The sequence below is a fragment of the Campylobacter gracilis genome (assembly GCF_018374135.1).
Classification (GTDB): Bacteria; Campylobacterota; Campylobacteria; order Campylobacterales; family Campylobacteraceae; genus Campylobacter_B; species Campylobacter_B gracilis_A.
The window spans coordinates 1-24,505 of sequence record NZ_JAHAFS010000016.1 but is presented as its reverse complement, the minus strand read 5'-3'; the positions used below and the strand labels follow the sequence as shown (position 1 = coordinate 24,505).

The 24,505-nt window shown below is 49.7% G+C and carries 23 protein-coding genes and 2 pseudogenes; 6 read left to right on the top strand and 19 right to left on the bottom strand.

Going from position 1 to position 24,505, the window contains the following annotated elements; all coding sequences use genetic code 11:
- Positions 1–36 precede the first annotated feature (36 nt).
- Positions 37–568, top strand: a pseudogene (tpx, locus tag KH703_RS08120) (thiol peroxidase).
- Between the two features lie 571 nt (positions 569–1,139).
- On the opposite strand, the gene KH703_RS08115 reads toward tpx, so the two are convergent.
- The 3 genes from KH703_RS08115 to pepE all read right to left on the bottom strand — a co-directional run bounded on the left by KH703_RS08115 (position 1,140) and on the right by pepE (position 3,962).
- Positions 1,140–1,883 carry a DUF4272 domain-containing protein gene (locus KH703_RS08115; protein ID WP_304295380.1) on the bottom strand — a complete coding sequence of 248 codons (744 nt, stop codon included), beginning with the start codon at positions 1,881–1,883 and terminating at the stop codon, positions 1,140–1,142.
- A gap of 645 nt (positions 1,884–2,528) precedes the next feature.
- On the bottom strand, positions 2,529–2,900 hold the full coding sequence (locus tag KH703_RS08110; RefSeq protein WP_304295379.1) for a hypothetical protein: 372 nt from the start codon (positions 2,898–2,900) through the stop codon (positions 2,529–2,531).
- 228 nt (positions 2,901–3,128) lie between these two features.
- Positions 3,129–3,962, bottom strand: coding sequence for a dipeptidase PepE (gene pepE / locus KH703_RS08105; protein ID WP_304295378.1), 834 nt, complete (start codon positions 3,960–3,962; stop codon positions 3,129–3,131).
- A 266-nt stretch (positions 3,963–4,228) separates the two neighbouring features.
- Here pepE and KH703_RS08100 point away from each other — a divergent pair, with 266 nt between their 5' ends.
- Positions 4,229–4,528: an MGMT family protein gene (locus tag KH703_RS08100; RefSeq protein ID WP_304295377.1), complete on the top strand. Its 300-nt coding sequence runs from the start codon at positions 4,229–4,231 to the stop codon at positions 4,526–4,528.
- Between the two features lie 731 nt (positions 4,529–5,259).
- Here KH703_RS08100 and KH703_RS10070 read toward each other — a convergent pair.
- The 11 genes and pseudogenes from KH703_RS10070 to KH703_RS08045 form a co-directional block, all read right to left on the bottom strand.
- Positions 5,260–5,633 (bottom strand): annotated as a pseudogene (locus KH703_RS10070) (methylated-DNA--[protein]-cysteine S-methyltransferase); the annotation flags it as partial.
- A 233-nt stretch (positions 5,634–5,866) separates the two neighbouring features.
- On the bottom strand, positions 5,867–6,178 hold the full coding sequence (locus KH703_RS08090) for a hypothetical protein (protein ID WP_304295376.1): 312 nt from the start codon (positions 6,176–6,178) through the stop codon (positions 5,867–5,869).
- A 45-nt stretch (positions 6,179–6,223) separates the two neighbouring features.
- Positions 6,224–6,568, bottom strand: coding sequence for a hypothetical protein (locus KH703_RS08085; RefSeq protein WP_304295375.1), 345 nt, complete (start codon positions 6,566–6,568; stop codon positions 6,224–6,226).
- A gap of 75 nt (positions 6,569–6,643) precedes the next feature.
- Positions 6,644–7,366 carry a CorA family divalent cation transporter gene (locus tag KH703_RS08080; protein WP_304295374.1) on the bottom strand — a complete coding sequence of 241 codons (723 nt, stop codon included), beginning with the start codon at positions 7,364–7,366 and terminating at the stop codon, positions 6,644–6,646.
- A 959-nt stretch (positions 7,367–8,325) separates the two neighbouring features.
- Positions 8,326–10,533, bottom strand: coding sequence for an endonuclease MutS2 (locus KH703_RS08075; RefSeq protein ID WP_304295373.1), 2,208 nt, complete (start codon positions 10,531–10,533; stop codon positions 8,326–8,328).
- On the bottom strand, positions 10,523–11,362 hold the full coding sequence (locus KH703_RS08070) for a hypothetical protein (RefSeq protein WP_304295372.1): 840 nt from the start codon (positions 11,360–11,362) through the stop codon (positions 10,523–10,525). Before KH703_RS08070 ends, KH703_RS08075 begins: the two co-directional genes overlap by 11 nt.
- A 61-nt stretch (positions 11,363–11,423) precedes the next feature.
- On the bottom strand, positions 11,424–12,731 hold the full coding sequence (murC, locus tag KH703_RS08065) for a UDP-N-acetylmuramate--L-alanine ligase (RefSeq protein ID WP_304295371.1): 1,308 nt from the start codon (positions 12,729–12,731) through the stop codon (positions 11,424–11,426).
- Between the two features lie 110 nt (positions 12,732–12,841).
- A complete protein-coding gene (locus tag KH703_RS08060; RefSeq protein ID WP_304295370.1) occupies positions 12,842–13,105 on the bottom strand; it encodes a hypothetical protein in 264 nt (87 codons plus the stop codon).
- Positions 13,106–13,223: 118 nt separating this feature from the next.
- A complete protein-coding gene (recR, locus tag KH703_RS08055) occupies positions 13,224–13,793 on the bottom strand; it encodes a recombination mediator RecR (protein WP_304295369.1) in 570 nt (189 codons plus the stop codon).
- The gene (locus KH703_RS08050) at positions 13,790–15,031 is read right to left on the bottom strand and encodes an ArsS family sensor histidine kinase (protein WP_304295368.1); all 1,242 of its coding nucleotides are present in this window, start codon (positions 15,029–15,031) and stop codon (positions 13,790–13,792) included. The genes recR and KH703_RS08050 overlap by 4 nt, the downstream gene beginning before the upstream one ends.
- On the bottom strand, positions 15,028–15,699 hold the full coding sequence (locus KH703_RS08045) for a response regulator transcription factor (protein WP_005870149.1): 672 nt from the start codon (positions 15,697–15,699) through the stop codon (positions 15,028–15,030). Before KH703_RS08045 ends, KH703_RS08050 begins: the two co-directional genes overlap by 4 nt.
- Before the next feature lie 129 nt (positions 15,700–15,828).
- On the opposite strand from KH703_RS08045, the gene dnaJ reads away from it, so the two are divergent.
- Positions 15,829–16,923, top strand: a complete 1,095-nt coding sequence (gene dnaJ, locus KH703_RS08040) for a molecular chaperone DnaJ (RefSeq protein ID WP_304295367.1) — start codon at positions 15,829–15,831, stop codon at positions 16,921–16,923.
- A gap of 372 nt (positions 16,924–17,295) precedes the next feature.
- Positions 17,296–17,736 (top strand): hypothetical protein, encoded by a 441-nt coding sequence (locus tag KH703_RS08035; protein WP_304295366.1) that lies wholly within the window; start codon positions 17,296–17,298, stop codon positions 17,734–17,736.
- Positions 17,737–17,907: 171 nt separating this feature from the next.
- Here the strand turns inward: KH703_RS08035 and KH703_RS08030 are convergent, their stop codons facing one another.
- The 5 genes from KH703_RS08030 to KH703_RS08010 form a co-directional block, all read right to left on the bottom strand.
- Positions 17,908–19,500, bottom strand: a complete 1,593-nt coding sequence (locus tag KH703_RS08030) for a M48 family metallopeptidase (RefSeq protein ID WP_304295365.1) — start codon at positions 19,498–19,500, stop codon at positions 17,908–17,910.
- Complete coding sequence (locus KH703_RS08025) at positions 19,476–20,798, bottom strand: MATE family efflux transporter (RefSeq protein WP_304295364.1); 1,323 nt, start codon at positions 20,796–20,798, stop codon at positions 19,476–19,478. Before KH703_RS08025 ends, KH703_RS08030 begins: the two co-directional genes overlap by 25 nt.
- Positions 20,799–21,043: 245 nt before the next feature.
- Positions 21,044–21,325: a type II toxin-antitoxin system RelE/ParE family toxin gene (locus KH703_RS08020; protein ID WP_304295363.1), complete on the bottom strand. Its 282-nt coding sequence runs from the start codon at positions 21,323–21,325 to the stop codon at positions 21,044–21,046.
- Complete coding sequence (locus KH703_RS08015) at positions 21,322–21,573, bottom strand: hypothetical protein (protein WP_304295362.1); 252 nt, start codon at positions 21,571–21,573, stop codon at positions 21,322–21,324. Before KH703_RS08015 ends, KH703_RS08020 begins: the two co-directional genes overlap by 4 nt.
- Positions 21,574–21,675: 102 nt before the next feature.
- On the bottom strand, positions 21,676–22,116 hold the full coding sequence (locus KH703_RS08010) for a GNAT family N-acetyltransferase (RefSeq protein ID WP_298956849.1): 441 nt from the start codon (positions 22,114–22,116) through the stop codon (positions 21,676–21,678).
- Between the two features lie 218 nt (positions 22,117–22,334).
- Between KH703_RS08010 and KH703_RS08005 the strand changes: the two genes are divergently transcribed.
- A complete protein-coding gene (locus tag KH703_RS08005; RefSeq protein ID WP_304295361.1) occupies positions 22,335–23,321 on the top strand; it encodes an amidohydrolase family protein in 987 nt (328 codons plus the stop codon).
- Between the two features lie 154 nt (positions 23,322–23,475).
- The gene (locus KH703_RS08000; protein ID WP_304295360.1) at positions 23,476–23,979 is read left to right on the top strand and encodes a hypothetical protein; all 504 of its coding nucleotides are present in this window, start codon (positions 23,476–23,478) and stop codon (positions 23,977–23,979) included.
- The last annotated feature ends 526 nt before the right edge of the window (positions 23,980–24,505 follow it).

Genomic DNA, 24,505 nt, shown 5'->3' with positions numbered 1-24,505 from the left:
ATGCGCCCGTTTTAAATTTCAAAACAAAGGAAAATCATGCAACAAACCAAATTACAAGGCGTAAGCGTCGGCCTGTCGGGTAACGAGCTTAAGCTTGGAGATAAGGCGCCAGAGGTTAGTCTGGTCGCGGCTGATCTTAGCGAGGTCAAAGTCGGCGGCGGCACGGGCAAGGCGCAGGTCATCATCGCCGTGCCGTCTCTGGATACGGACGTGCGCGCGACCGAGACGCGCAAATTTAATGAGCGCGCCGCGAGTGTAAAAAATACCGAGGTTTTCGTGGTCTCGATGGATCTGCCGTTTGCCGCGGGCAGATTTTGCTCGACCGATGGGATCAAAAATTTACGCGCCCTAAGCGATTTTCGCGATAAGGAGTTTGCGCGCGCATACGGCGTGCTGATCGCAGACGGCGCGCTTGCGGGGCTAACGTGCCGCGCGGTTTTCGTCGTGGATACCGCGGGCAAGATTGCCTACAAGCAGATCACGGACGGACATCGCAGATGAGCCCGATTACGACGCGGCGCTGAATGCGGCGGCGTTTGCGAGCGGAAGCGCTGCGACGCAGGGCTGATGCAATTTCTAGGTCTGCGGCGCAGACGTGCTTGCTTAAATTTGGCGGGCTTAAAATACGCGGACGGGCGCCTTGCTCGCCCGCAACTTTAAATTTTGAAATTCCACGACGCCCTGAAATTTAGCAGGCTGCGTCTGAATTTCGGCGGATCGCGTTTGCGATATTTCTTACGCAGTTCGCAATAGAATTTTAAAATTTCAATCCCCAATCAATTTATAAATTTATCTCACATTCGGTATGCTTTTCGATCCACCCACATATATTTAGGATTGGTAAAAAACAGCGTGCAATCGAGGTTAAATTTTAGCGCAAAAATACAGGCGGCAGTATCGCGAAGCTAGACCAGGTGCGGATGAAATTCGAATGGGAGCGTATATGCAATACGTGACCGAGCAAATTTTAGACGCAACGACGTATAGTAAAGCGAGGCAATACCGCTACACGGTAAATAAGGCGCAGTATTTTTTCGCTTAAACGAGGCGAAATTTGATTTTTAAGCGTAGGCTAGGCAAGATAGCCTGCCGAGCTTAAAAATCAAATTTCAACGAAGTATAAGTAGAAAAAAGGGTCGCTAAGTATTCAAGTCCGGATAATCCCACGCATTATATTCATCCGTCAGATTATCGTTCTCCGCCCCCTTGCAGCACAGCCACTCCAGCCCGCCGCGCCTCTCCATCACGACCTCTTCATCAAGCCCCGCGCAGTCTGAGCCGTGCACGCGGGCATTAACGCACGCCCAGTGGTAGCGGTAGATGAGATCGAGCGCCTGCAGGATTTCATCCGTGCCCCGCAGCTTAACGCGCGCCGAAAAATCGCCGCCGCTAAAGGTGTCCATCACAAAGGCGCAGTCGCAGATCTCGCTCGGAAAGCTAAGCTCCTCCACGAGCCCCATGGCCCACATTAGCGCCCACAGCGACTCGTATTTCCAGCCCATATTTACGGCCTCGTCGCGGCTTACCTCGCCCTGCGTGACGCGGCGCTCCATGCGCGTGAGCTTGTCTATGTACCCAAAGCGGTTATCGAGAAAATCCTTCGCGCCCTGCTTATCTTCGTCCGTTAGCTCGCCGTTATCTCTGATCGTGCAAGCGCACATTATCGCGGCAAACGAGCAAATCGCGCGGGCGATAACCTCGTCCTTTTCTCGCGGCGCGACCTCGCCCGTCTCGTATCGTAGCGGCAGATGATCTATATACGGCACGCCCTGCGATTTTAAAATTTCGATGCTTATATCCTTGCGCTCCTGAGCGGTCTTGCCGATCTTTGCGGCGTTTGCGCTATTTTTGCCGCCTTTTTTGAAAAAATCCGAAAATGCCATGAGCTCTCCTTAAAATTTTAAACGTATTTTAAGACAATCGCGCAAAATTTCAGCTTACGGCGACGACGCGGATTTTTAAATTTAAGTTCAAACCGAGCTTTGCAAATCGGGCGGAAATTTCACGCTGCGTTACGAATTTATGCGGCGCCGCGCAGGCTCGTCCGTGCCTGCAACGAAGCCTAATGTGGCGTCTGAGTGGATACGTTCATAGTGGCTAAACGCTTAAATTTGCAGGCGTTTTAAATTTATAACCCTTTGCGAGCCGTCTGCGGCAAGCGGCGCAAACTAGCGGCGGCGAAGGCGGCTTTGAGATCGTACGGCTGCGATATGGCGGAGCGACCTTTTGCTTACATGGACGCCCTTGCGCGAGCGGTCGTCTTTTCTTGCATAACCAAGCCGTTTAAGCGAGAAAAAGATTAAATTTTAAAAGCGCGCGTGATCCAAGCGGCGCTTTTTTGCGTAAGCGCCGCCTTTGCTCGCGCTAGCGATGCCGCCCGTTTACGGCGTCGTAATATTCGGCAGTTTGTCGTTGTTTGGATCAAATTTTAAAATTTTACCGTCCACGCAGCGCTTCGCGTAAAAATAATCTTTGTAAAAATAAGCGCCGCAGCTAAGCCCGCGACCGATCGCTTCGTCGTTTTGAGTTTATCTTTGATCGCGGAGAAAATTTCCCCAAGTAGCCGCGCCCGGATTTTTTGCGACGAGCCGCAGCGCGATCATCTCTATAGCTTCTTGCGTTTCTGCTCCGCCCGTGCCTTCTATGATGCTTCGATACATATCGTCGTAAAATACCTTTGCAGGCAGTTCGGGCTCTTGCGGCGATTTTGACGAAATAAAAAATTTTAAGCCTTGCCTCAGGTCGATTAAGTTTCGGAGGTTACTCGAACCGGTTTTGGCGGCACCATAAGCACCGCCGATTTCTTTTTGCAAATATACCGTCCCGCTGCAGCCGGTAAGGGTGTCTGCGATATACGGAATAAAATCACCGAGCGGCATAAGAAGGTGGACGTGGGGCATTTTATCTGCGTTTTAAATTTTACTCTTTATGACTTCAGCGATCGTGCGCCGCTTTAAAGATACTTATATTTTGATCGCGCTCCACATAAGCAAAACGCACTTTACCGCGTAAATTTAAAAGCGGCGCCCGTATTTAGCCGAGCGCCGCAATTAAAATTTAGCCGATTTGCGCATTCAAACGAGCGGTGCCGTAGGGCGTACCTCTCGGTTAAATTTAAGCGGGCGTAATCAATACTTAAACGAGCTGCCCGGCTCGATCAACTTAACCTTTTGCTTATAGTTCATCTTAAGCACCGCGGCAGGCCCGAGCACGGTCGCCTTATCGCCTTCAAGCCAAAACGCCGTACCTTCCGGCATCGCGTACACCGTCGATTTTTGATTAGCGATCAAAAATTCCTCCAGCCTCTCCTCTCTGCTTTCGCCGTTGTGTCCCGCAGGCTTGCCCGAGATGAAGTGCGGATTGATCTGGTACGGGAAAATATTGAAGGTATTAAACGACTCAGGCTCGATGATCGGCATATCGTTCGTCGTCATCATCGTAGCGCCCGCGACGTTCGAGCCCGCGCTCCAGCCGATATATGGCGTGCCGTCCTCGACCATTTTGCTGATTAGCGCGATGAGCTCGTTTTCGTACATATCGTGCACGAGCTTGAAGGTGTTGCCGCCGCCTACGAATATGCAATCCGCGCTCGCGACTTCCTTCGCGGCGTTTTTAGCGTGGTGGACGCCGACGATGTTTAAGTTTAAGCTTGCAAGCGCCTCTTTGACGCGTTTTTCATATTCGTCGTAGCTCCTGCGTAGGCTCGCGTAAGGGATGAAAACGATCTTTTTGCCCGCGAGGTTGTTCTCCTGTGCAAATTTACCGATCCATGCCACTGCGTGCGATAGATACTTCGTGTCCTTGTAGCCCGAGCTTGAGAGCAGCAGCGCTCTTTGCTTGCTATGATCGCGCTTAGAGAGCTTAAACGCCTTTTCGCTCGCAGCTAGTTCGCTCGTACCGAGCATCGCAGTGCCCGCCGCCAAAGCGGCTACCTTTAGCAGGTTTCGTCTTTGATTTTGCATCTTTTCTCCTTTAATCAAAGTTTGTATTTACTCTGAAATTATATTCCTTTACATATAAAGAGGGGCTGAATATCCGGTTTAAATTTCGCTTGCGCGCAGGCCTCGGCAAGGTAAAATTTTAAAACTACTAAATTTTAAAATTAGGCGAGGCGCCGCGTCGTAAAATTTTAAAGCGCGGCTAAATTTATGAAATTCATGGCGCCGGCACGAGGTTAAATTTAGCGAATTTTCGGCTAAATTTAAACGCGAAAGAGTATAATCGCGCCATGGTTTTAACGCAAAATTTGATCTATGAAATTTTATCGGTCGTGGAGGAGATCCCCGCGGGTAGGGTCGCTAGCTACGGACAGATCGCGCGCCTGATCGGGCTGCCCGCTCACTCGCGGCTCGTGGGGCGCGTGCTCTCGCAAGCAGAGCTCTACGGCGACTACCCGTGTCACCGCGTCGTAAATCACGCGGGCGCCTTGACGGCGAGCTTTGCGGCTCAGCGCGAACTGCTAGAGGCTGAAGGCGTGGAATTTAGAGGCGAGCGCGTCCGTATGAAAAAGCGCCATTGGGGGTGCTAGGTATAGAATTTTAATCGCCCTATAAGTAGCCCGGCATAGAATTTGCGGATCGTTTGAAGCGTGAAATTTTGAATTGTCCGCGACATGGAATTTTAATTTATAAAATTTTAGATCTGCACCGATTTAAGCGGCGTAGCGGCAGCGCTGCCGATCGCTAAGAGCCTGTGAGCTTTATTTACTTGTAGATGCGGCGCAAATCATCATGCGCGAAAAGATAAATTTTATCTTTTTGCGCGGCGGTTTAAAACGCTAATTCAAGCGGGCTCCTAGGCAATCAGCCCGCCGCAGTTTTACGAAGCAGGCGCGACGTCGCCTATTAGTTTTTTCACCGCGAGCTTTGTCATGCCCGTTTCGACGCCACTTGTAGATTTTAGCTATCATAAATTTTGTAGCGGCCGAACTGGCGGCCGATCTGTCCGTCCTCGGCGCGTTAAAATTTTAAATCGATGCGGCTTCTGCGGGAGGCGGAGAAAAAGGGGGCGAAATTTTAAAATTTACTCAATCCGCTCTTTGAGCGCACCGGTGCGGGACGTTTTGCGGTGCGCCGATTTGAGTTTCGCACGGGGCTCCGTTTCGGCGGCGTAGCTAGGCTTATTTAGCGATACGGCTCGCAACGCTTATCGTCCTTTTGGCGGCAGGCTCCATCTTGCACAGCAGCTTTGCTATCCGGCTAGCTTTTTGGGCCTTGGGCGCGCTACCAGCCGCTTAAATTGCATTCTTACGGCGCGGTGCTATTTGGGGGCGTGAAAAGCCCTCGCATATCGCCCCCCCTTTATTTTCCTATCGATGCCGCCCGCGTAGCCCGTGAGGCTGCCGTGCGTGCCTACGACGCGATGGCAGGGGATGATGATCGAGATTTCGTTGTGTCCTACGGCGCCGCCCACGGCTTGCGCGGACATCTTCGCTAGCCTGCGCGCTGCGGCGATTTCGCGCGCGATCTGCCCGTAGGTCGTGGTCTGTCCATAAGGAATTTTGAGTAAAATTTCCCATACGGCGCGTCTAAACGCCGAGCCTACGGGATTTAGAGCGGGCGTAAAACCCGGCCGCGTCCGCTAAAATACAGATCGAGCCAGCGCCTAGTTTGATCAAAAACAGCCAGATTTTTTCCTCAAAATACTCGTTTTGCTCGTTTTGCTCGTTTTGCTCGTTTTGCTCGTTTACGCAGAATTTTTCGTCCGCGCCTTGCGCCGAAAGATTGGTCGCGCGAGGTTTTTTGCCCGTGTCTTTAACTGCAAAACCGCGCGTGAAGAATTTTTCGCTCGCTATAAGTGTGTGCGCAGAATTCTACGTCCACATCGCTTGCCGCCTTTGCCGCGATATCACTCTTTTCACTCTTTTTCAACGCCGCAAAATCGCGCCGTGTTTCGCTCGCGGCGTGTTGCTTTTTGCGAGCAGATCGGCGCTACCCCGCTTTTTATCCGTGCCGCTTTTCGCCTCTAGCGCGCAGCCTTTCTCGTAGCAACCCTCTCTCGCGGCGGCATCTGTTTTTGCCGCAATATCGCGCGCATAGAATTCGCCGTTCGCACCGCTTGCCGCGAGAGCGTGCGCGTAGTATTTCTCGCCCTCGAACCACAGTCCGCAAAGCCCCGCCTCATCGCCTGCGAGCGTGATTTTACCAAGCGGCGAGTCGTAATATGTGATAAATTTCATCGTTGCTCCTATTTTGCGATTAAATTTAGGCGCCGCAAGCAGCGTCTAAATTTCCCAAATTTCTAAAATTTGCGGACAGATTTTAGCTACGCTTTGCTTAAACCCCGCCTTTTGCGCGCTGCTCGGGTCGCTAAGGGCTTCAAATTTGCAAAAAAGCTCCGCGATTTTTAGCCAGCCCACAAGATTTAGATCGAATTTTTTCAAATTTGTCTCGGACAAAAACTCCAAATCATGGTCGTAAAACGCGATCTCGCCGCCAGAGCTTAGCAACCAAAGATCGCCGGTGCCGCTATCTGCAAAGATACAAAACTCGAGCAACAGCTTGCTATCGCCCTCAAAAGGAAATTTTGCCGCGTCGTTGCAGCGTGCGATCTTATGCTCTTTCAGCACTCTAAAATCGCCCGCAATCTCCCTGCCGAGGGATATTTTTTAGCTCGTTTTTGTTCAAAATTTAACCCCTCCGCTTTAGTTTCGCTTTTTGACATAAAATATAAAAAAGCCTACCATCGCTGCGAAAATCACGCACATCGCAAGCGTTACGATGAGCGTGCCGTGCGCCGAGCCGCTTAAAAACAGCCCCGTCGTGTTCATCCCGAAAAAGCTCGTGATGAAATTTAGCGGCAAAAGCAGCGACGAGATGATCGTGAGAATGTAGATGTTGCGGCTAATCTTGTCGTTTTTGAGGCCCTGGATGAACTGATAGATATCCTCGATCCTCACGGCGTATTCGCTCATCACGCCCTTGAAAACGCCCGCTTCGTAAGCGTAGTTTTTCAGCCGCTTTTTAAGCGCCGTTTGCTCGTTTCCGCAGATGAGCAGCGCTTCGTAAAAATGCGAAATTTTGTTTTGAAATTTTCGGATTTCATATTTTAGGATAGAGTGCTTTTTCATAAATTTTGAAAAATCGCCGCGGCGCGTGTAGATTTTTTCGTAATTCTCAAGCTCTGCGGAGTGCTCTAAAATTTTATCACGGTACTGCGCTAGGATCTTTTTTACGACCGCGAAAAACTCCGCCTCGCTGCTAAGCCGCACCTCGCCGCTCGCATCATCTTGCAAATAGATCGCGCCCGCGTCGAAAATAAAGCGGTAGTTTTGCTCGCGCGGCGCGTCCGTCACGAAGTACACATACTCGCGATCCTCGGCGTAGTAATAGCCCGAAACGCTGCGCTTTTCGGTAATCGGGTTCAATGTGGCCTCCTTATTTAATCGTTTTAAATTTACGGAATTTCAGAATTTCGTTGCAGATTAGAATTTTGAAATTTCGCCGCCAATAGGAATTCTAAAATTCCGCCGCCATTTAAATTTTATCGTATTTGGAATTTCAAAATTCTTTTGCGCTTGGAATTTTAAAATTTTTGCAAGCTTTAAATCTCGGCTAAATTTTAAAATTTCGCATGCCGTAATTCAATCCCTATTAAAATTTAACGCGAGCCTTACGGCTCGCCCTTCGAGCGTGCAAGGGGTTGGGGGATTTTAAGGGGGAAGGGGAGCGCCTCGCAAGTAGCGCCCCTTCCCCCTTAAGAGAAAACGCTGCCACGACCTAAATTCCATAGGCAGAATTCTACATAGAGAAATCTTAAATTTATTACAAGATGAAATTCTATTTTGTAAATTGTTACAAAATTTTATGATATAGCCTAGCTCTCGGGTGCATTATGCGCGATATTCGTAAGGGGGCGGCGCTCGGAGTTAGCGGGGCGCCCCCTTACCAACCCCCACCCGCGCGACGCTAGCGGGGCGGACTACGTCCGCGTTATTTAAATTGCGGCTACGCCGCATGGAATTTAGTACAAAGTCCCGCTGAAATTTTAGCGCAAAGTCCGTCGCAAGCTCTTGTGCGGAAACATATTAAAATTACATGGCGAAGTCCGTTTGTGTCGCGTGATCGTAACGTGCGCTAAATTTTAGAATTTCAATCCGAGCCCTCCATATTTCAAATTTAAAACGTGGACTAAATTTAAAATTTAAAGCCGAGGACAAATTTTAAAATTCCGCGGCGAAATTCTATGTTAAAAGCACCCGTGCTTTTGTAAAACCTCGGCGAAGGCATAGATGAAATGAGCGAATTCCGCATCGTTCGCGCTCGCGTCTGAGGCGAAAAACTTTTGAGTCGAAGCTTAGAGCTAAACGAGTCTTTAAACTAAATCCTACAGCGAGACGACCTTTGAGCCGAAGCCTCCTTCTGCGGGCGTGCCGTCGCGAAAGCCCTTGACGCTAGGGTGCGATTTCAAAAACTCCTTTACCGCGTAAGCGAGCTTGCCCGTGCCAATGCCGTGCTTAACGATGATCTCATCAAAGCCCATCACGAGGCTTTGGCTGATGAATTTATCAAGCCTGCTGATTGCTTCCTCGGCGCGCAGGCCATGCAGATCGAGGCTCAGAGATGCAGAGGCGGGCTTTTGCACCTTGATGCTGATATTTTTTGCGGGCGCGGGCGCTGCACCGTTGCGCTTTAGCTCGCTAAGCGGCACGCGCAGCCTGATGCCGTCGCTTAGCATCAGCGCCTGGGTTTTACTGAGCGATAAAATTTCGCCCTTGATCTTGCCGTATTTTACGCGATCGCCTGCTTTGAAGCTTTGCGGCTCCGGCGTGCTGAGTTCGGGCTGCTGCACGGCCCGTGCGAGCTCGTTTGCGCGGTTTATGGCGCGCTGCTTTTCGCGCACGTCGCTTAGGCTCACGCTGCGTTTGGCCTCCGAAATTGCGCGATAGTATTCGTTTTGCAGCCTTGAAAGCTCGGCCTTAAGCTCGCTTTGCGCGCGCTCGCGTTGATCTTTTAGCGCTTCGCTCAACGCGTCTAATTTCTCCTTTTTTTGCTGCGTCTGGGCTAGTTTTTGTTTTAGTTCAAGCTCTAAATTTATCGCTTTTGAGATCGCTTCGTTCAGGTTTTCTTTGTTTTCGCCGTAGTTTTTGCGCGCCGCGGCGATCAAATTTTGCGCTATGCCGTAGCGCAGCGCGGTTTCAAAGGCGTAGGATTTGCCGATCGTGCCCTTTAAAAACTCATATTTCGGCGCGCTGTTTTTCTCGTCGTAAAGCGCCGCCAGCAGCTCCACGCGCGGATCTTTCGCCAGCAGCATCGCCAGGCGCTTGTGATGCGTGGTGATGATCATCTTCACGTCGCCGCTTATTAGCTGCTCGATCATCGCGCCGTATAGGCTTGCAGCCTCCTCAAAATCGGTACCCAGTTCAATCTCATCGACGCCGATTAGAATCTCTTTGCGCCCGAAAAGCTTGCTAAAGGCAACCATCCTGCCCGCGAAGGTCGAGATGTCGTTTTTGGAGTTTTGCGGATCCTCCATTATGAGCTCGAACTCCTTAAAGGTGCCGATGCGGCTGTTGCTTGCGCGAATAGGCATCGGAAGGAGGTACTTAGCTAGCAGCGCCGCGCTTAGAATGCTTTTTAAAAGCATCGATTTTCCGCCCGCATTCACGCCGGTGATGAGTAGAATTTTGCCGCTAAATTCCACGCTCACGCGCTTTGGATTTTTAAGCGCGGGGTGGGCGAAGCTATCTAGGACGATGTCGCGCGAAGGCTCGGGCAGGACGAACTCGTAATCGCTCGCTCTTGCCATCGCAGCGCGCGCAATCAGCGCATCGATCGCATCGAAAGCGGCATTTATAAATTTTAAAAAAGCTAAATTCTTATTAAAAACCGCACTAATCTGCTTGCAGTGCTCGAAAACGATCTGCTCTTTCTTATCCAAAATCGCGCTTTGAGCGGACTTCAGAGCCGCGATCGCGTCGGGAAGCACGTAAAAATAGCCTCCGCTTGAGCGCGCTACGACGCTGCCTTTTAGCACGTGATTAAAGCCGCCGCGCACCAGCAGAGCCTCGGTGTCGCTTATGTAGTGGATCTGCGTGTCGGCGAGATAGGGCGAAAGAGCTTTGGAATAGATCAGCCTTTTTAGCGTCTGCTCGATCTCGCCCTTTTTTATCTTAAACGCCTCGTTCAGCGCGCCGAAGCGCTCGTCTATCGCGTCGCGAAAGCTGCCTTGATCGTCGAAATAATCCTTTAATTGCGCGATGGGCGCAGGAATCTCGATCTTCGCAAGCCAAGCGGCAAGTTTGCCCTCAAAAGGCTGCTTTTTGAGATATAAAAAGTAGCGAACGATCTTGCTAAATTCGTAAATTTCGCTGATATGAAGCACGCCGTGTTTTGAGATGCGCATCAGCGCGTCGTCTAGGTTCGCGACGCTTTCGCACTGCGCGAGATCAAATTTCGTAAGCTCCGAAATTTTTTCAAAATTTAGCTTGCTGTCGCCGCTTAAAAATAGCGGCTTTTCGCGCGCCAAAAAGCTTTTAAATTTGGCTAGATACTCGCCTAGATCGAGGCGCGTAAAGAGTTCGTCACTGATCATAAACGCACTCTTTAATCTTGTAGGTTTTGCCCCTAAACTCCGCGCCCGCGCTTTTTTTGGCGATGAAAGCGCCCATCGAAAAGGAGTAGGTGAAGCTCTCTCGCGTTACGATCTGCGCGGAGCCTTGCTCTTTGTCTGCGGCGAAATTTTGCGTAGCTTTAGAATTCTGTGCGGAGCCTTGCGGATCGGAGATTTGCGTGTTGCCTCGTTGCGCTGAATTTTGTGAGGCAGAGCTTCGCATACCTCCTTGGCTCGCGGAATTTTGCTGCATGCGTTTCTGCGTATCGTTCTGCTGCGTAGAATTTTGCGAAGCTACGTCTAAATTTTTAGTAGAATTTTGAGATTTAAAATTTTGTCCAGGCTCGGCGGAATTTTGCGAAGTAGGGCTTTGTGCGGAATTTTGTCCGTCCGAGACGGCGCCGTTTATTTGTGCAGCGGAAGTATGCTCGTTCATTTGAGCGGTGGAGCTTTGTGCGGCGGAAGCGGTTCTGTCCTGCGCGTTTAAATTTGCTTCGCCGGCTTGCACGCCCAAATTTTTCGCATCCGCGCCGTGTTTTTCGGGAGAGGAATTTGCCGCGCCGTGCGTTTCAGAAGCGAAATTTATCGCGCCGCCGCATCTTAATCTGGCGCCCGCGTTAAATTTAAAAACCATCTCCTCCTCAAGCTTGGCGGAGCGCTCGCTCGCGCTTTCGTAAAGATACGCCCCCGCGCACAGCAGCACGATCAGCGCTGTGGCGATGATTTTAGCCCTTTTGCTTAAAATTTCGTCCCGCACGAAAAAGATCGCCGCGATAAATAAAAATGCGAAAATAAACATCAAAAATCTCAAATTTTATCCTTGCCCGCCCGTAGCGGAGTTTGTCTAATAAATTCGGCGAGAGTTTTCAAGCCTAAAATTCTCCGCGCAACTGATAGGTGATGTCGCCTGCGCCAAATCCGATCACGAGCCCGTCGTTTATGATGTGGCGGACGCCGAAAATATCGCTAAATTCTATCCGCTCGCCGTTTCTAAAGACCCTCTCGGTAAAAAGTGCCCCAAGCCCCTTAAACTCCTCTTTCAGATCGATGCCGTTGCTAGGCTCGCCCGCGGCGTAAACGGGCAGTACGACTAACTCCTCCACGCCCGCAAAGCACTCTTTAAAGGCGTTTAAATTCGCCTTAAGTCTGCTGAAGCGGTGCGGCTGAAAGATCGCCGTGATCTTGCTAAGCCCTAGTAGGCTAGCGTATTCGCGCGCGCTTTGAAGCGTCGCTCTGATCTCGGTGGGGTGGTGGCCGTAGTCGTCGATCAGCACGAAGCTCGGGGTGGCGCACAGGATGTCGAAGCGCTTTTTGATCCCTTGGTAATTCAGTAAATTTTTACGGATCTGCTCTAGTCCCGTCTCGCATGCAGCGGTTAGGATCGCCAGCGACGCGTCTATGGCGATGTGCCTTCCTAGCCCGTAAACCTCGAAGCGTCCGAGCTCTTTTAGATTAAAGCTCATAAATGGCTGATGATCGCGCAGCAGCACCTTCAGATCCGTTATGTCGCGCGACGGAAAGAGCTTGATACAGCCGAGCTTTATCGAGCTTAAAAACTCATCCTCGGCGTTTATAACGCGGATCTTGGCGCGCTCCAAAAAGCCGCGATACGCCGCGTGAAATTTATCCAAATCGTTGTCGTAATGATCCATATGCTCGGGCTCGGCGTTGGTAACGACTGCGACGTAGGGGTTGGAATTTAAAAAGCTAGAATCGCTTTCGTCGGCTTCAAAGATGATGTTTTCGCTGTTTTCATATTTCATATTCGAGCCGAACTGCTTGGAGATCGCGCCGATGATAACCGAGCCGTCTATCAGCGCCGAGGTTATCGCGCTCGTGGTGCTTTTGCCGTGCGCGCCGGCGACTGCGAAGACGCGCTTGTCTTTTAGCACGAAGGGCAGGGCCTCCTTGCGCGAGAGGCAGACGATACCCTTTTTGCGCGCGGCTTGCAGCTCGACGTTGTCCTCTTTGATCGCGGCGGAGTAGATGACGATCTCCTGATCTTTGATCGCCGAAGCGTCGTGCGGCGTGATGATCTCCATGCCGTCCGCTCTTAGCTTGTAGGTCGTCTCACTCTCTTTGATATCAGAGCCTGAGATGATAAAATTTTTCTCGTGTAAAAATCTCGCTAGCGCGGAGATGCCTATGCCGCCGATGCCGATAAAATGAACCTTTTTCACCTTTGTCCTTAAATATTATAATAGATAATTACGTTTAAATTTTTAAATCCCGCGCCGGCGAAATTTAAAAATTTAAACCATTCCGCGCCTAGAAATTCGCCTTTAAATTTTTACGAGCTCGCAGCGTTGGGCAACCCCGTCTCGCTACTTTCAGATCTGCTTTTAAAATTTAGCTCTAGAAATTCGCCGTTTAGAATTTCGCCTTTTAAAATTTGAGCGTTCGAAATTCCGCGCTCAAAACCCCGCTTCGAAACGGAAGCGCTTAAAATTCTACGGCTCAAATCCGCCGTTAAAGCCTTGCGGCGAGCGGGGCGCCGCCGCGCCCACCCCATCGTTTCGCGCACCGAAGCCGCGTAAATTTCGGTAAATTTCATCGCACGTCCATTATTTAAATTTAACGTCTGAAATTTTGCCGCTCGGGCTCCGCTGCAGAGTCTATTTGCCGCTTTATGCTTTAAATTTAGCCGCTAAATTTAAAATTTCGTCGAAATTTTAAATATAAGTGCGCCCGTTGATCGCCTTTATTAGCGAGAGCATATCGACGTTATCGAGGCTAACGCCCGTAGGCACGCCCTGAGCGAGCTTGGTAAATTTCAAACCCAGATCCGCGAGCTTGTCCTCGACGTAAAGCATGATCCCGTCGGAGTTGATGCCCGGCGTCAGCGCAAATATCAGCTCGCGCGCGCCGTTTCGGCTCACCATGTCGCGCAGCGCGCTCACCGTCTCTTCGCTCGCACTTTCTAGCACGAAGTAGCGGCCGTTGTAAATTTTATTGCTCTCTAAAATAAAGATATCTTTAGGATTTTCGACGATGCAAATTTTATCGCTTTCGCGCTCCTCATCGGCACAGTATTCGCAGATCTCGCCCTCGCATACCGCTCCGCAGATGTGGCATCTGTGCAGTCCACGCACTGCCTCTTCGATATTGTGCGCTAAATTTAGCCCTAGGAAAGAGTTTTGCACGCTTACGTAGTACGCAAAGCGCAGGGCGGATTTTTTGCCCACGCCAGGAAGCTTTTCAAAGCTTGCGACTAGCTCTTCGAATTTGTCTGTGCCGCTCATTTGGCGCCCTTCGGCGAAAAGACGATCGAGAAGTAGTGCGTACCGTCGCTGTAGTTGTACTCGAAGCGAAACTTATGCAGCTCGCAAATTTTATCGATGATGTAAAGCCCGAGCCCCATGCCAGTAGCTTTCTCGTCTTTATTTCTGATAAAAGCCTGCTTATAGTGCTCGAATGATTTTGCAAGCGCTGCGCCGCGGTTGGCGACGCTTACTTTATTTTCGTCGCAGATGATGCGGACTTTTTTATCGCTGGAGTATTTTAGGGCGTTATCGATTAAATTTTTAATCGCCAGCGCAAATAGTCCGAAATCCACGTTTATCACCGCATCGCACTCGATATCTGTGCTAATGAGCTCGTCCCAATTATCGAGCATCGACATATCTTTTACCTGCTCTAAAATGAGGCTGAAATGATAATCCTGATAGTTGAGCGAGTAGCTTTTTGAGAGCAGTTGCTCGATTTTAGCAAACTCGTTGATTAAAATTTCAAGCCGCTCGAAGACATTTACGAGCCGCTCTTTTTGCGTTTCGTCATCGAGCATTTCGGTGATGAGCCTGCCCTTGCCGATCGGGGTTTTGAGCTCATGCATGATGGTGCGTAAAAATAGCTGGCGCGAGCGGATCAGCTCTTGAATTTTAGCGATTGCGTTGTTAAATTCCTGCGCGACCTGCCCGATCTCGTCCTCGCTATGCGTGGCGGCTAAATTTACGTCCAAGTTGCCTTGAGCGAATTTTTTAATATTTTTGCTTAGTTTTTTTAGCGGCGTAAAACTTCGCACGATTGATAGATAAAGCGAGATTAAAACCGCCATCGTAAGCAGAAATCCGACCCAAAGCGGATCGTTTAAATTCTTCGTGCCAAGGCTTTCGAAAACCACGACGAAAGAGTTGTTTTTGATATTTAAAAACAATGAATTATTATACTCAACCGAACTAAACTCGCCGATAGAAGTATCTTGGACGAAAAAAATTTTACCACTCGTGATGATGTTTTGGATGATATTTTTGTCTTTTACAAGCTCCAAGCCATAGCTGGAGAAGTAGCGCTCAATATCGCTAGGAGGGGCATTACGCTTGTATAGCTCAAGTAGATTATTGACCGCATTTATTTGATTGGCCTGCATGCTACCTAGGGCTCTATTCATCTGCATTCGTGCGAATGTGATGAAAAGCACGCAGACTAAGATGATCGCGATTACAAAAAAAACCGAAATTTTGGTGATTAATGAGTGTTTCATCCTATGAGCTTGTAGCCGATACCACGAACCGAAAAGATATGCTTAGGCGCTTTGGAGCTGTCGCCGATCTTGGTGCGTAGGCGCCCGATGATGACGTCTAGGCTCTTTGAATCCTTATCTTTTAGGCTCTTGCAATGGTATACAAGCTGCTCGCGGGATACCGAAAAACTATGTTGCTTGATTAGGTATTCTAAAATTTCATACTCCGCAGGCGTTAGCACGAGCGACTCTTCGCCGAAGTAAATTTCATGGCGCTTGTCGTCGATACGAAATACGCTATCTGTGGCGGTTTCTTCCTTCTCGCTAGCTTTTTTATAGCGGCGGATGAGACTCATGATGCGCGCGTGCATCTCTTTTGGATCATAAGGCTTGGGTAGATAATCGTCCGCACCGATCTGAAGGCCCACTACGCGATCGCTAACGTCGCTTCTAGCCGAGCTTATGATGATCGGGATGTCGTATTTCTCGCGGATCTCTTTGCAGACTTCAAGTCCGTCCATCCCAGGAAGCGTAAGATCCAAAATCAGCAGATCGTAGTTTTTGATCCCTGCGCTAATGCCCAGATACGGGTCTTCGAAGTTTGTAACTTGGATGTTAAATTTAGCCAGATATTCGGTTAGAAGCTGTGCGAACTCGCTGTCGTCTTCTATCATCAATACATTTATCATTTTTTATCCTTTGCATCGTTGATTTGAAATTTTAAATATTGCATTATACATAAAAATAGTTAAGTCTTAACTTGCGTTTTATTAAATTTAGATAAAATTGCCCCTTTTGTATAGTTCAAGGAGAATTTCGTGGAAGAAGATTATTATGAAATTTTAGGCGTGGCGCGCGACGCGGACGCCGAGACGATAAAAAAGGCGTTTCGAAAGCTTGCTTTAGAATTCCATCCCGATCGCAACCAGGGCGACAAAGAATCGGAGGAGAAATTTAAAAAGATCAACGAAGCGTATCAAATTTTAAGCGACGATCAAAAGCGCAGGATGTATGATCGCTACGGCAAAGAGGGCATTAGCGGCGCATACGGCGGCACGGGCGGCGGAGGATTTGATTTTAGCTCCATTTTCGGTGATTTTTTTGAGCAGGCATTCGGCGGCGGCAGTCGCTCGACTCGTCCTAGCGATCCATACGGCATAGATACCGAGCTGGCCGTAACGCTGGAGTTTAAAGAGGCTTTAGAGGGCGTTCACAAGGAGATAAAATACAAGATCAAAAAGCCGTGCTCCGCCTGCGATGCCACCGGCTCGAAGGATAAAAAAAGACATACTTGCTCCGCTTGCGGCGGCACGGGGCGCGTCGCGGTCAGGCGCGGATATATGAGCTTCATCCAAAGCTGTTCCGAATGCGGCGGCACGGGCGAGATCGTAAAAGACAGATGCAAGGATTGCGGAGGCAAGGGCTTTACCGAAGAGGACATGAACCTTAAATTTGACATTCCCGCAGGCATCGACGACGGACAGCGCGTGCGCTTAAGCGGCAAGGGCAACGTCTCTAAAACCGGCGAGATCGGGGATCTGTACGTGATAGTGCGCGTGAAGGAAGACAGCCACTTCCTACGCGACGGAGACGACCTGTATATCGAGGTGCCGGTGTTTTTTACGCAGGCGATCTTGGGCGAGAGCATCGAGGTGCCGACGCCGCGCGGCAAGGCGGAGCTGAAGCTCAAAGTAGGCACCAAGGACAAGCAGCGCTTCACGATCTACGGCGAGGGCGCGCCGAATATCCGCACCAAGAAAAACGGCGATTTGATCGTGCAGGTAAACGTCCAGACGCCTAAAAAACTCAGTGAGAAGCAAGAGGCGCTTTTGCGCGAACTTCAAGAAAGCTTCGGCAGCAAGGGCGGAGACGACGAGGGGATACTTGATAAGATCAAGAATTTTTTCAAGTAATTTGTCTTGATTTGTCTTGCGCGGCGATTATTTAAGCTTTAGTTTAGCGGGCTGCGGAATTTTAAATTTAGCCGCTGCCTGTTTAGTCCATCCGCTGCTTGTTTGGTCGCTCGCTTGCCGTCGTTCATTTGATCGTAGCTTGCTTGATCTTCGCCCGCTGCTTCATGTGATTAGCAACTATCGTTTAGCCGCCGTTTGCCAAGCGTCGTCTGTTTGATCATGGCAAACACTGCGCGGCTTTATAAGGCAATGCTTGCGAGTAGAATTTTATCCGCGTCTGCGACGGTCTTTGAATGCTACTGCGACGTTAAACGACGGCTTGAAGCAGCGCGCGCGCCGTAAAAGCAGTTTATAAATTTAAAAAGGACGAAAATGGATCGCAAAAACGGACCTGCGAATTTCAGATCCGCAGATGATGAGATGTTTGCGTTTTTATCGAGCTTGGGCGATCGCTGGCGAGTGAGCGAGGGCGGAGCGCGCTTTATAGAGGAAAATTTCACCTTCGTCGGTTCCAAGCCCGTCTTGCGGGGATTGAAAGATTACGTGACCGCGGGCTGCCTGAGCTTTGCCGGTGCCAGAAGCTTCATAGGCGCAAACCCCGCGGTAAAAGCGAGGATTTTAGGCGGCGAAATCTGCTATCTAGGCGATAGTTTAACGAGCGCCGAGGTTAAATTTGCGCCCGAATATTTTTACGATTTTTTAAAATTTATAATGGAACAGATCCCTGAACACCACTATTTTTTCAGCCCTACCGCGCGCTGGCTCCTGCTGGTTGCGATGGAGAAATACGTGGAATTTGCGGCTTTGGATTAATATTTGGATCCACGAAAATTTGCGAAATTCGCTATCTGCGCCGCGCAAGTTCGGACTGGCTGCGGCTTGCTACGGCGTGGGGCGAAAGAGGAGTGAAAGATCGGTTGAAATTACGACTGCAAAGATCGTGCCACAGTGACGTGAAATTTAAACGGGCGCTCCGTTCGCGAACTAGCCCTTGCCTAGCTTGATACGTGCCCTAAAATCGGGCATTATCTGCGCGATCAGCGCGTAAAAATCCGCTCCGTGGTTTGCGTGGATGAGGTGCGCGAGCTCGTGCAGCACGACGTATTCGACGAAGCGCGGATCCCGCTCTATCAGGCTTAGCGAGAAGTTGAGATAGCCCTTTGCGTGATTACAGCTGCCCCAGCGCGTCTGCATTTTACGCACCCGCACCCGCGCGATCTTGCGGCCTATCCGCGGGGAAAATTTCGTGATATAGCGCAGATAAAGCTCAAGCGCAAAGGCCTTTTTAAACGCCGCGAAATCGTTCTCGCTCTCGCAAAAGATCACGTCTCGTGACATAAAAATTTTATCTTTAAATTTAGAGCTTTGGATAAAATTTTTGATCGTAAAATCGGGCTCGTCGCGCTCCGCCGCTTGCACGCTTTGTGCTACATTTTGCGGCACGTTTTCGCTCGCAGATTTTGAAATTTTTTCGCTAGCGACCGAAATTTCTTTGCCTAGGACAAAGCTAAAATTTGAAATTTCTCCGCTTGCAGCGGGTTTAAAATTTGAAATTCCTTCGCCCGCGATAGGTTTAAATTTTAAAATTTCGTCCCTTGCGGCGGGGTTAAATTTTAAAATTTCACCGCTTGAGGCGGAGTTAAATTTGCCCGCATCGCTGCTTTGTGAAACGCGCCCGTCCGAGTGAAATTTTAAATTTTCGCCGTAGGATTGCTCACCGCCGTTTTGCTCTAGCGCTTCTGTCCTGATACGGCTCGATTTTAAAAAACCCTCGCCCGCTAAATTTTGTGCGCCGCCGCGATTTAAATTTTGCCCCCGTGTCCCTAAAGTATTCGGATTAAATTTAAAATTTTTACTACTTTCCAGGCTTAGACCCTCTTGTGCGAGGTTAAATTCCAAATCCGTGTCCGCTGCGCCATTTTGTGCCGCCGTATTTATAAACCCGCCGCCTTGTCGCATTTCACTCTGCTGCGCGAGCCCTTGCGCTACATCGTCAGGTAGGTTAAATTTTAAATTCTCGCCCGCCGCATTACTTTGCGAAGTGCGTTCGCCCGAGTGAAATTTTAAAATTTCACTTCCCGTGCCGCCGCCTGCGCCGTCATTCATGCCACCCGTACTGTTATTTGCGCTGCCTCTCACATCGCCGCCATCGCCGCCGCTACCGCCTATGCCTACGCCGCTTTGTAAATGAGCCAAATTTACGCCGCCCACGTCACTACTCGCATCGCCATTCGCCCAGTTCACGCCGCCCTGTGCGCCGCTATCGTCTAAATTTTTACTCGCGCCGCAGTTTGTGCCCAGCTCGACCTCGCGGCTAAATTTCAGCTTGTAAATTTTGCCTAAAATTCTAACCCGATCGCTCGCTAGTAGCTTGCTTCGCAGCCGCGCCAGCGTCTTTCGGATCCACTCCTCATGCTTTAGGATGAAGTTTTCTGCCTGCGCCGCGGTGTAGGAGCGCGGCACGCTCACGCTGATCTCGCAGTCCTTGCTAATGCGGATGCGCGCGTATTTCATCCGCTTAAAGCGCAAGCTGATCGGCAAGCCTAGCAAATTTAGACTAACTTTTTGCTCTGCCATTTTTTACTTATCCATCGCGCCGTATTGGCGCTGCCGCGCAGCCACTCGTCGCAGAAAAACCCGATCCAAACGCCCAAAATTCCATACCCCAGATGAATACCCAAAAGCCAGCCCACCGGGATCGAGACGCCCCACATAAAGATCACGCCCATCGCAAAGGGAAACCTCGCATCGCCGCTTGCGCGTAGGGCGTTTACGAAGACGATATTAAGCGTCCGCCCGAACTCAAGCCCTAGCGTGAGGTAAAAAAGCGGCCGCATGACCTGCTTGTGCACCTCGCTTAGGCTTAACATCTCCATAATCTGCTCGCGCGCTAAAAACACGATCGCGACGAAAAGCGCCGTCGCCCCGAGCCCGAAGCGCAGCGCGGTAAAAGTGTGCCGGTACGCCTCCTGCGGCTTGGCGGCGCCCACGAGGCGGCCTACGATGACTTCGTTTGCCATGCTGATCGCGCTTCCGCCGAAGAAGATGAATGATGAAATTTGAAAATAGATCGTCTGCACGGTAAGGCTCGCCTCGCCCATGCTCGCGACGAAGGCGAAGGCGACTAGATACTGCACGATCCACAGCATGTTTTCGCCAGCGCTAGGAAGCCCTACGGATAGAATTTTACGTAGCGTGGCGAGCTTGATCTTTAAAAACATCGTGAGGTAAAATTTTATCTTTAGCACCTTCGTAATGATGAGAAAGAATAAAAATACGCCGATCATGCGCCCCGCGATCGTGCTCACGCCGATACCCTCAAGCCCGTAGTACGGCAGTCCGAACGGCCGAAAGAGCACGACGTAGTTGCCTGCTAGCGTTACTAAATTCATCACCACGGAGACCGCGATGATGAAATTTGCGTATCCGTAAACGCGCACGATGGCGCTAAGCACGATCGCGACGGCGTCTATCGCAAAGACGATGCTGATGACTTTAAGATAGATCGCGCTTTCGCTCAAAAGCTCGGCAGGCACCTGCAGCGCATGCAGCAAAAACGGCGCGCAACTAAAGACGAAAACGCCGCTACAAAGCCCCACAAGCGCGTTAAATGCGATGCTCGTGTGGATCGCGCGCATGGCTAGGACTTTGTTTTTCGCCCCCAGCGCCTGCGCTACGAGAACCGAGCAGCCCACGGCCAGAAAGCCGAAAACGGTGATGAAGAGCAAAAATATCTCGTTGCCCGCCCCAAGCGCGCCTACTAGCGAGACGTCCACGCGCGAGATCATGTAGGTGTTGATAAACGTGGTCACGAGGCGCAAAAACATATCGATGTAGATTGCGAGCGAGAGCCTTAGTAGCGAGATTTCTTTCATATTTTGCCTTTATTTGCGGGAAATTGTAGCCGAAAATTCTTTTAGGTTTGCTTTTGCGTAGGTGGGGGCGAGTGGAGTTGTTTTAGCGCGCCCCGCGTAGAATTGGAATTTACGGCGCCGTGCGAGAATATACAGTGATTTATCGGGGACGAGCGGTTTTTTCTTTGGCGCTGCGGCGGCGAATGAATGGTTTTAATAAACAGAGCGTGGAATTTAAACGCGGATGTTTTTAAACAAGCGTCAAGTTATCTCAATAGATTTTGCTTAAATATCGCTAGGATAACGATTGTATCGTTGGGTTCATCTATTAGATATGGGATTACGAAACCCTTGAATATGAAATCTCTAATTTTATCATCGTCAAAGCTTTTTGATCTACGAAATTTATACGGCATAAAGCCAAGCTCGCCTGCTCGCGCAAAAAGCTCGTTTTTAAAATTTTCTGCTGCATCCTCTGAGCGCTCCGCGATAAATTCCACGATCTTGCTAAGTTGCGCACGAAATCTTTTAGACTGGATTATTTTCAATTTTTCCAGCCCTTGCCTAGCTCCTCAAAGCCGCTTAGATCGCCGTTTGCGTATGATTTTAAATCTGCATCCATTCCGTTTTTTATCTCGTCGTAACTTTCGCCTGATCTAAACTCCGATAAAATCGTTTCTAAGTTTTTCTCGCCGCTTAGGGTGATCTGCGCGGAGGGATCGATCTTTAAAAAAAGTTTCTTAAAAGTTTCGAGAGTATCGCGATCGATGCCGCTTTGGATCTGCATAGTGATCATTTTGGCTCCTTAAATTTTAACGATTATAGCAGCTCATAGCTAAATTTAAAATTCCAACCGTTTTAGAGCCAAGGCTCGATAAAATTTTAAAATTTATGCCCGCTAGATCGAATTTCGCTTCCTCATGTGGACCGTGAAGTGCTCCGACGCGTCCTTAAAGCCGCACTTTTGTAGGAATTCTCCGGCGCCCTCAGCCTTATGCAGAGGAGTTACGACAAAGGTGGTGGTGTGCGCAAAGCGCTTATTAAAGGCATTCACGAGCGCCGTGCCGATACCGCGCCTTTGATAATCCTTATGAACTATCACGCAGTAAAGATAGCTCGTAGCGAAGTTGTCGCGGTCGCAAAACGCCTCCAGCACCCCCACGGTCTTGCCTTGCGTTTTGGCGATCGCCACGTAATCATAGGTTCGCCACACCCTGTATGTCTCGTGCGGCGGCACGGAGGCTGCGTTTTGCTCCGTATCCCAGCCGATCGAAATCATTATCTCATCCAGATCGCTAGGCTTAAAATCGGCGGAATTTTCTAAAATTTCAAACTCCATCTTCGCTCCTTAATTGAAATAGCTTTTCAAATCGCAAGTATATCGCCGTAGCTTTAAAATGGCATTAAATATCAATTAGCGGCTCTTTCGGCGAGGTTTAAATTTTAAAATTTAAAGGCGAGGCAGGGCGCGGTGCGTAAATTTAAACCCGAATTTAAAATTCTAACCATTTACCGCAATTTGATATAAACTCGGCAAAATTTTCCCAAGGATCCCCGATGCAAACGCTTGATTTTCACGTCCATCTGCTAAGCAAGGAGGTGCGCTTCGACCGCCCTTACGACAGGCTCGCGCTGCGCCTTTTCGGCAGGCGCTTCGGCATAGACGTATCGCGCGCGATCAAAGAGCCCTATGAGGCCTATGTGGACGCTCTTCTAGGCGGGCTTAGAGCTTCAAAATACGTTAAAAAGGCAGTACTTTTCGGCGTGGATGCTAAATTTAGCGACGCGGGCGAGCTAATCCATCGCGATAAGACCGTCTGCGCGGACAACGACAGCGTGCTTGAAATTTATCAAAAAAACCCTGATCTCATCGTGCCGTTTTTTAGCATCAATCCAAAAAGGGCGGACGCGCTAGATGAGATTGATCGCTGCTTCGAGCTCGGATTTAAGGGGGCGAAATTTTTACAAAATTATTGGGATCTGGATACGAGGCTGCCTCGCTACGCGCCGTATTTTGAAAAGCTCGCCAAGCTCGGCTTGCCGCTGGTGATTCACGTCGGCAACGAAAGCTCGGTGCCGAGCTCGCGCCGCTGCGAGGCGCTGGAGATGATCTACGCGCCGCTTGAGCTGGGTGTCACGACGGTGTGCGCGCACATGGCGATTAACTATGAGTATTCGCATATTTTTCGTGCGCTCTCGCGCCGCCCGCGAAATTTCGGACACGATTATTTCGCGCTTCTGGCGCTTTTGCGCACGCACAAAAACCTCTACGCCGACGTTTCTGCTCTGATGACGCCGGTGCGCGCTAAGGCTCTGCCGCATCTTGCGAGCCAAACGGACGTGCACTCGCGCCTGCTTTACGCTTCTGACTTTCCGGTGCCGTATTCTGCGATATACAACACCTACGATCTGCGCCTGTCGCAGCGTATCGCGCTGCATAAAGAGCCCAACCCTTTCGATCGCAATGTGCGCGGACTGCTCGCGTATTTCGGCGAGGATAGCGAGCTGTGGAGTAATTACAAAAAAATTTTGCCCTTTGCGTAGACGGTGAAATTCAGTGAAATTTAGGAAGCGGGCGTGAATTTTATAAAATATTTTTTCTCGGAAATTTTTAGGTTATTTAAACTCGTTATAAGCGCCGCACTTGTGCTAGCTGCGGGGGTTTTTAATCTACAAACTATTCTTTTCGGAGCCGGATTTGGCGGAAAATTATGAGCAAAATCGCGTTCAAATTTTATCTTTGCGCGATTTTGTGCGCGAGATAAAGCCCGAGGGAGTTTCTTTTGACGTTCGTTTCGACGGCGACGAGGTCTCAAGCATGAGAGCCGTGAATAAAGACAAAAATCAAAGTGCGAGTTTTTATAGTATAGACGAAAGGATGAACGAGCGCGCTGTTTTAAAAATCCTAGGCTGGGATTTTGGGACTTTTAACGAACTTAAAGCCAAAGCAAAAAGCGCAAATGCCCAGGGTGTAAGCATCTGGGAGGGCAAGGGCAAAACCGCTATTTATTACAAAGACGGGTTTGTGTCGGAATTTTACGAAATTTTCGAGGGTCCTGCGAGCGAGGCGGCGAAAAAAGACTACGAGATCGGCTGTGATGATAGATTTGCCGCAGACGGCGTGGTGATGGCGCGCGACGGAGGCGCTACTACGGGCTTTATATGCGTGGATAAGGACGGCTACGGTATTAAACGCAGATGAAATTTTATAACGGTTTTGGATGAAATTTTAGCGGGAATTTTTGTAGAAATTTTTACCCTTGTTACGGAGATTTTGCGAGAATTTTTTGCTGTTATTGCGAATATTTTAGGGTTGTTGAAAATATTTCGCAGCACCCCTTTTGTCGCGCCTGTCGCTTGACAGCCGCCCCGCTAAATTTTAAAATTTAAACCGAGCAGCGTGTATCGTAGTACCAAAGCGTTCTTTAGCGCGGTGCAAATCTTGAAATTTTAGCGGTTTAAATTTTAGCTAGCAGTTACACTAAATGAAACGGCGAGATCATACGCGGCGGCGCACCGCTTTAAATTTAGCTCACAGGCGTGCTAAATCCTAGCCGCGACATAATTTGTTTTAAATTTTATAACGACGGCTCGCTTTAAATTTTAAACCGCTAGCGCAACCTGCAAAAATTTAACGTCGACCTGCTTGAAATCCGCATTGCGCCACGCCGCCACGCCGCCACGCCGCCACGCCGCCACGCCGCCACGCCGCCACGCCGCCACGCCGC

Excerpts from the sequence above, each read along its gene's own strand:
- recR (WP_304295369.1), bottom strand. The coding sequence starts at position 13,793 with ATGAGCGGCACAGACAAATTCGAAGAGCTAGTCGCAAGCTTTGAAAAG.
- KH703_RS08030 (WP_304295365.1), bottom strand. The coding sequence starts at position 19,500 with ATGGCAGAGCAAAAAGTTAGTCTAAATTTGCTAGGCTTGCCGATCAGC.
- KH703_RS08010 (WP_298956849.1), bottom strand. The coding sequence starts at position 22,116 with ATGGAGTTTGAAATTTTAGAAAATTCCGCCGATTTTAAGCCTAGCGAT.
- KH703_RS08025 (WP_304295364.1), bottom strand. The coding sequence starts at position 20,798 with ATGAAAGAAATCTCGCTACTAAGGCTCTCGCTCGCAATCTACATCGAT.
- KH703_RS08100 (WP_304295377.1), top strand. The coding sequence starts at position 4,229 with ATGGTTTTAACGCAAAATTTGATCTATGAAATTTTATCGGTCGTGGAG.
- KH703_RS08015 (WP_304295362.1), bottom strand. The coding sequence starts at position 21,573 with ATGATCACTATGCAGATCCAAAGCGGCATCGATCGCGATACTCTCGAA.
- pepE (WP_304295378.1), bottom strand. The coding sequence starts at position 3,962 with ATGCAAAATCAAAGACGAAACCTGCTAAAGGTAGCCGCTTTGGCGGCG.
- KH703_RS08115 (WP_304295380.1), bottom strand. The coding sequence starts at position 1,883 with ATGGCATTTTCGGATTTTTTCAAAAAAGGCGGCAAAAATAGCGCAAAC.
- KH703_RS08050 (WP_304295368.1), bottom strand. The coding sequence starts at position 15,031 with ATGAAACACTCATTAATCACCAAAATTTCGGTTTTTTTTGTAATCGCG.
- KH703_RS08005 (WP_304295361.1), top strand. The coding sequence starts at position 22,335 with ATGCAAACGCTTGATTTTCACGTCCATCTGCTAAGCAAGGAGGTGCGC.
- KH703_RS08045 (WP_005870149.1), bottom strand. The coding sequence starts at position 15,699 with ATGATAAATGTATTGATGATAGAAGACGACAGCGAGTTCGCACAGCTT.
- KH703_RS08060 (WP_304295370.1), bottom strand. The coding sequence starts at position 13,105 with ATGAAATTTACCGAAATTTACGCGGCTTCGGTGCGCGAAACGATGGGG.
- KH703_RS08075 (WP_304295373.1), bottom strand. The coding sequence starts at position 10,533 with ATGATCAGTGACGAACTCTTTACGCGCCTCGATCTAGGCGAGTATCTA.
- KH703_RS08110 (WP_304295379.1), bottom strand. The coding sequence starts at position 2,900 with ATGCCCCACGTCCACCTTCTTATGCCGCTCGGTGATTTTATTCCGTAT.
- KH703_RS08035 (WP_304295366.1), top strand. The coding sequence starts at position 17,296 with ATGGATCGCAAAAACGGACCTGCGAATTTCAGATCCGCAGATGATGAG.
- KH703_RS08090 (WP_304295376.1), bottom strand. The coding sequence starts at position 6,178 with ATGAAATTTATCACATATTACGACTCGCCGCTTGGTAAAATCACGCTC.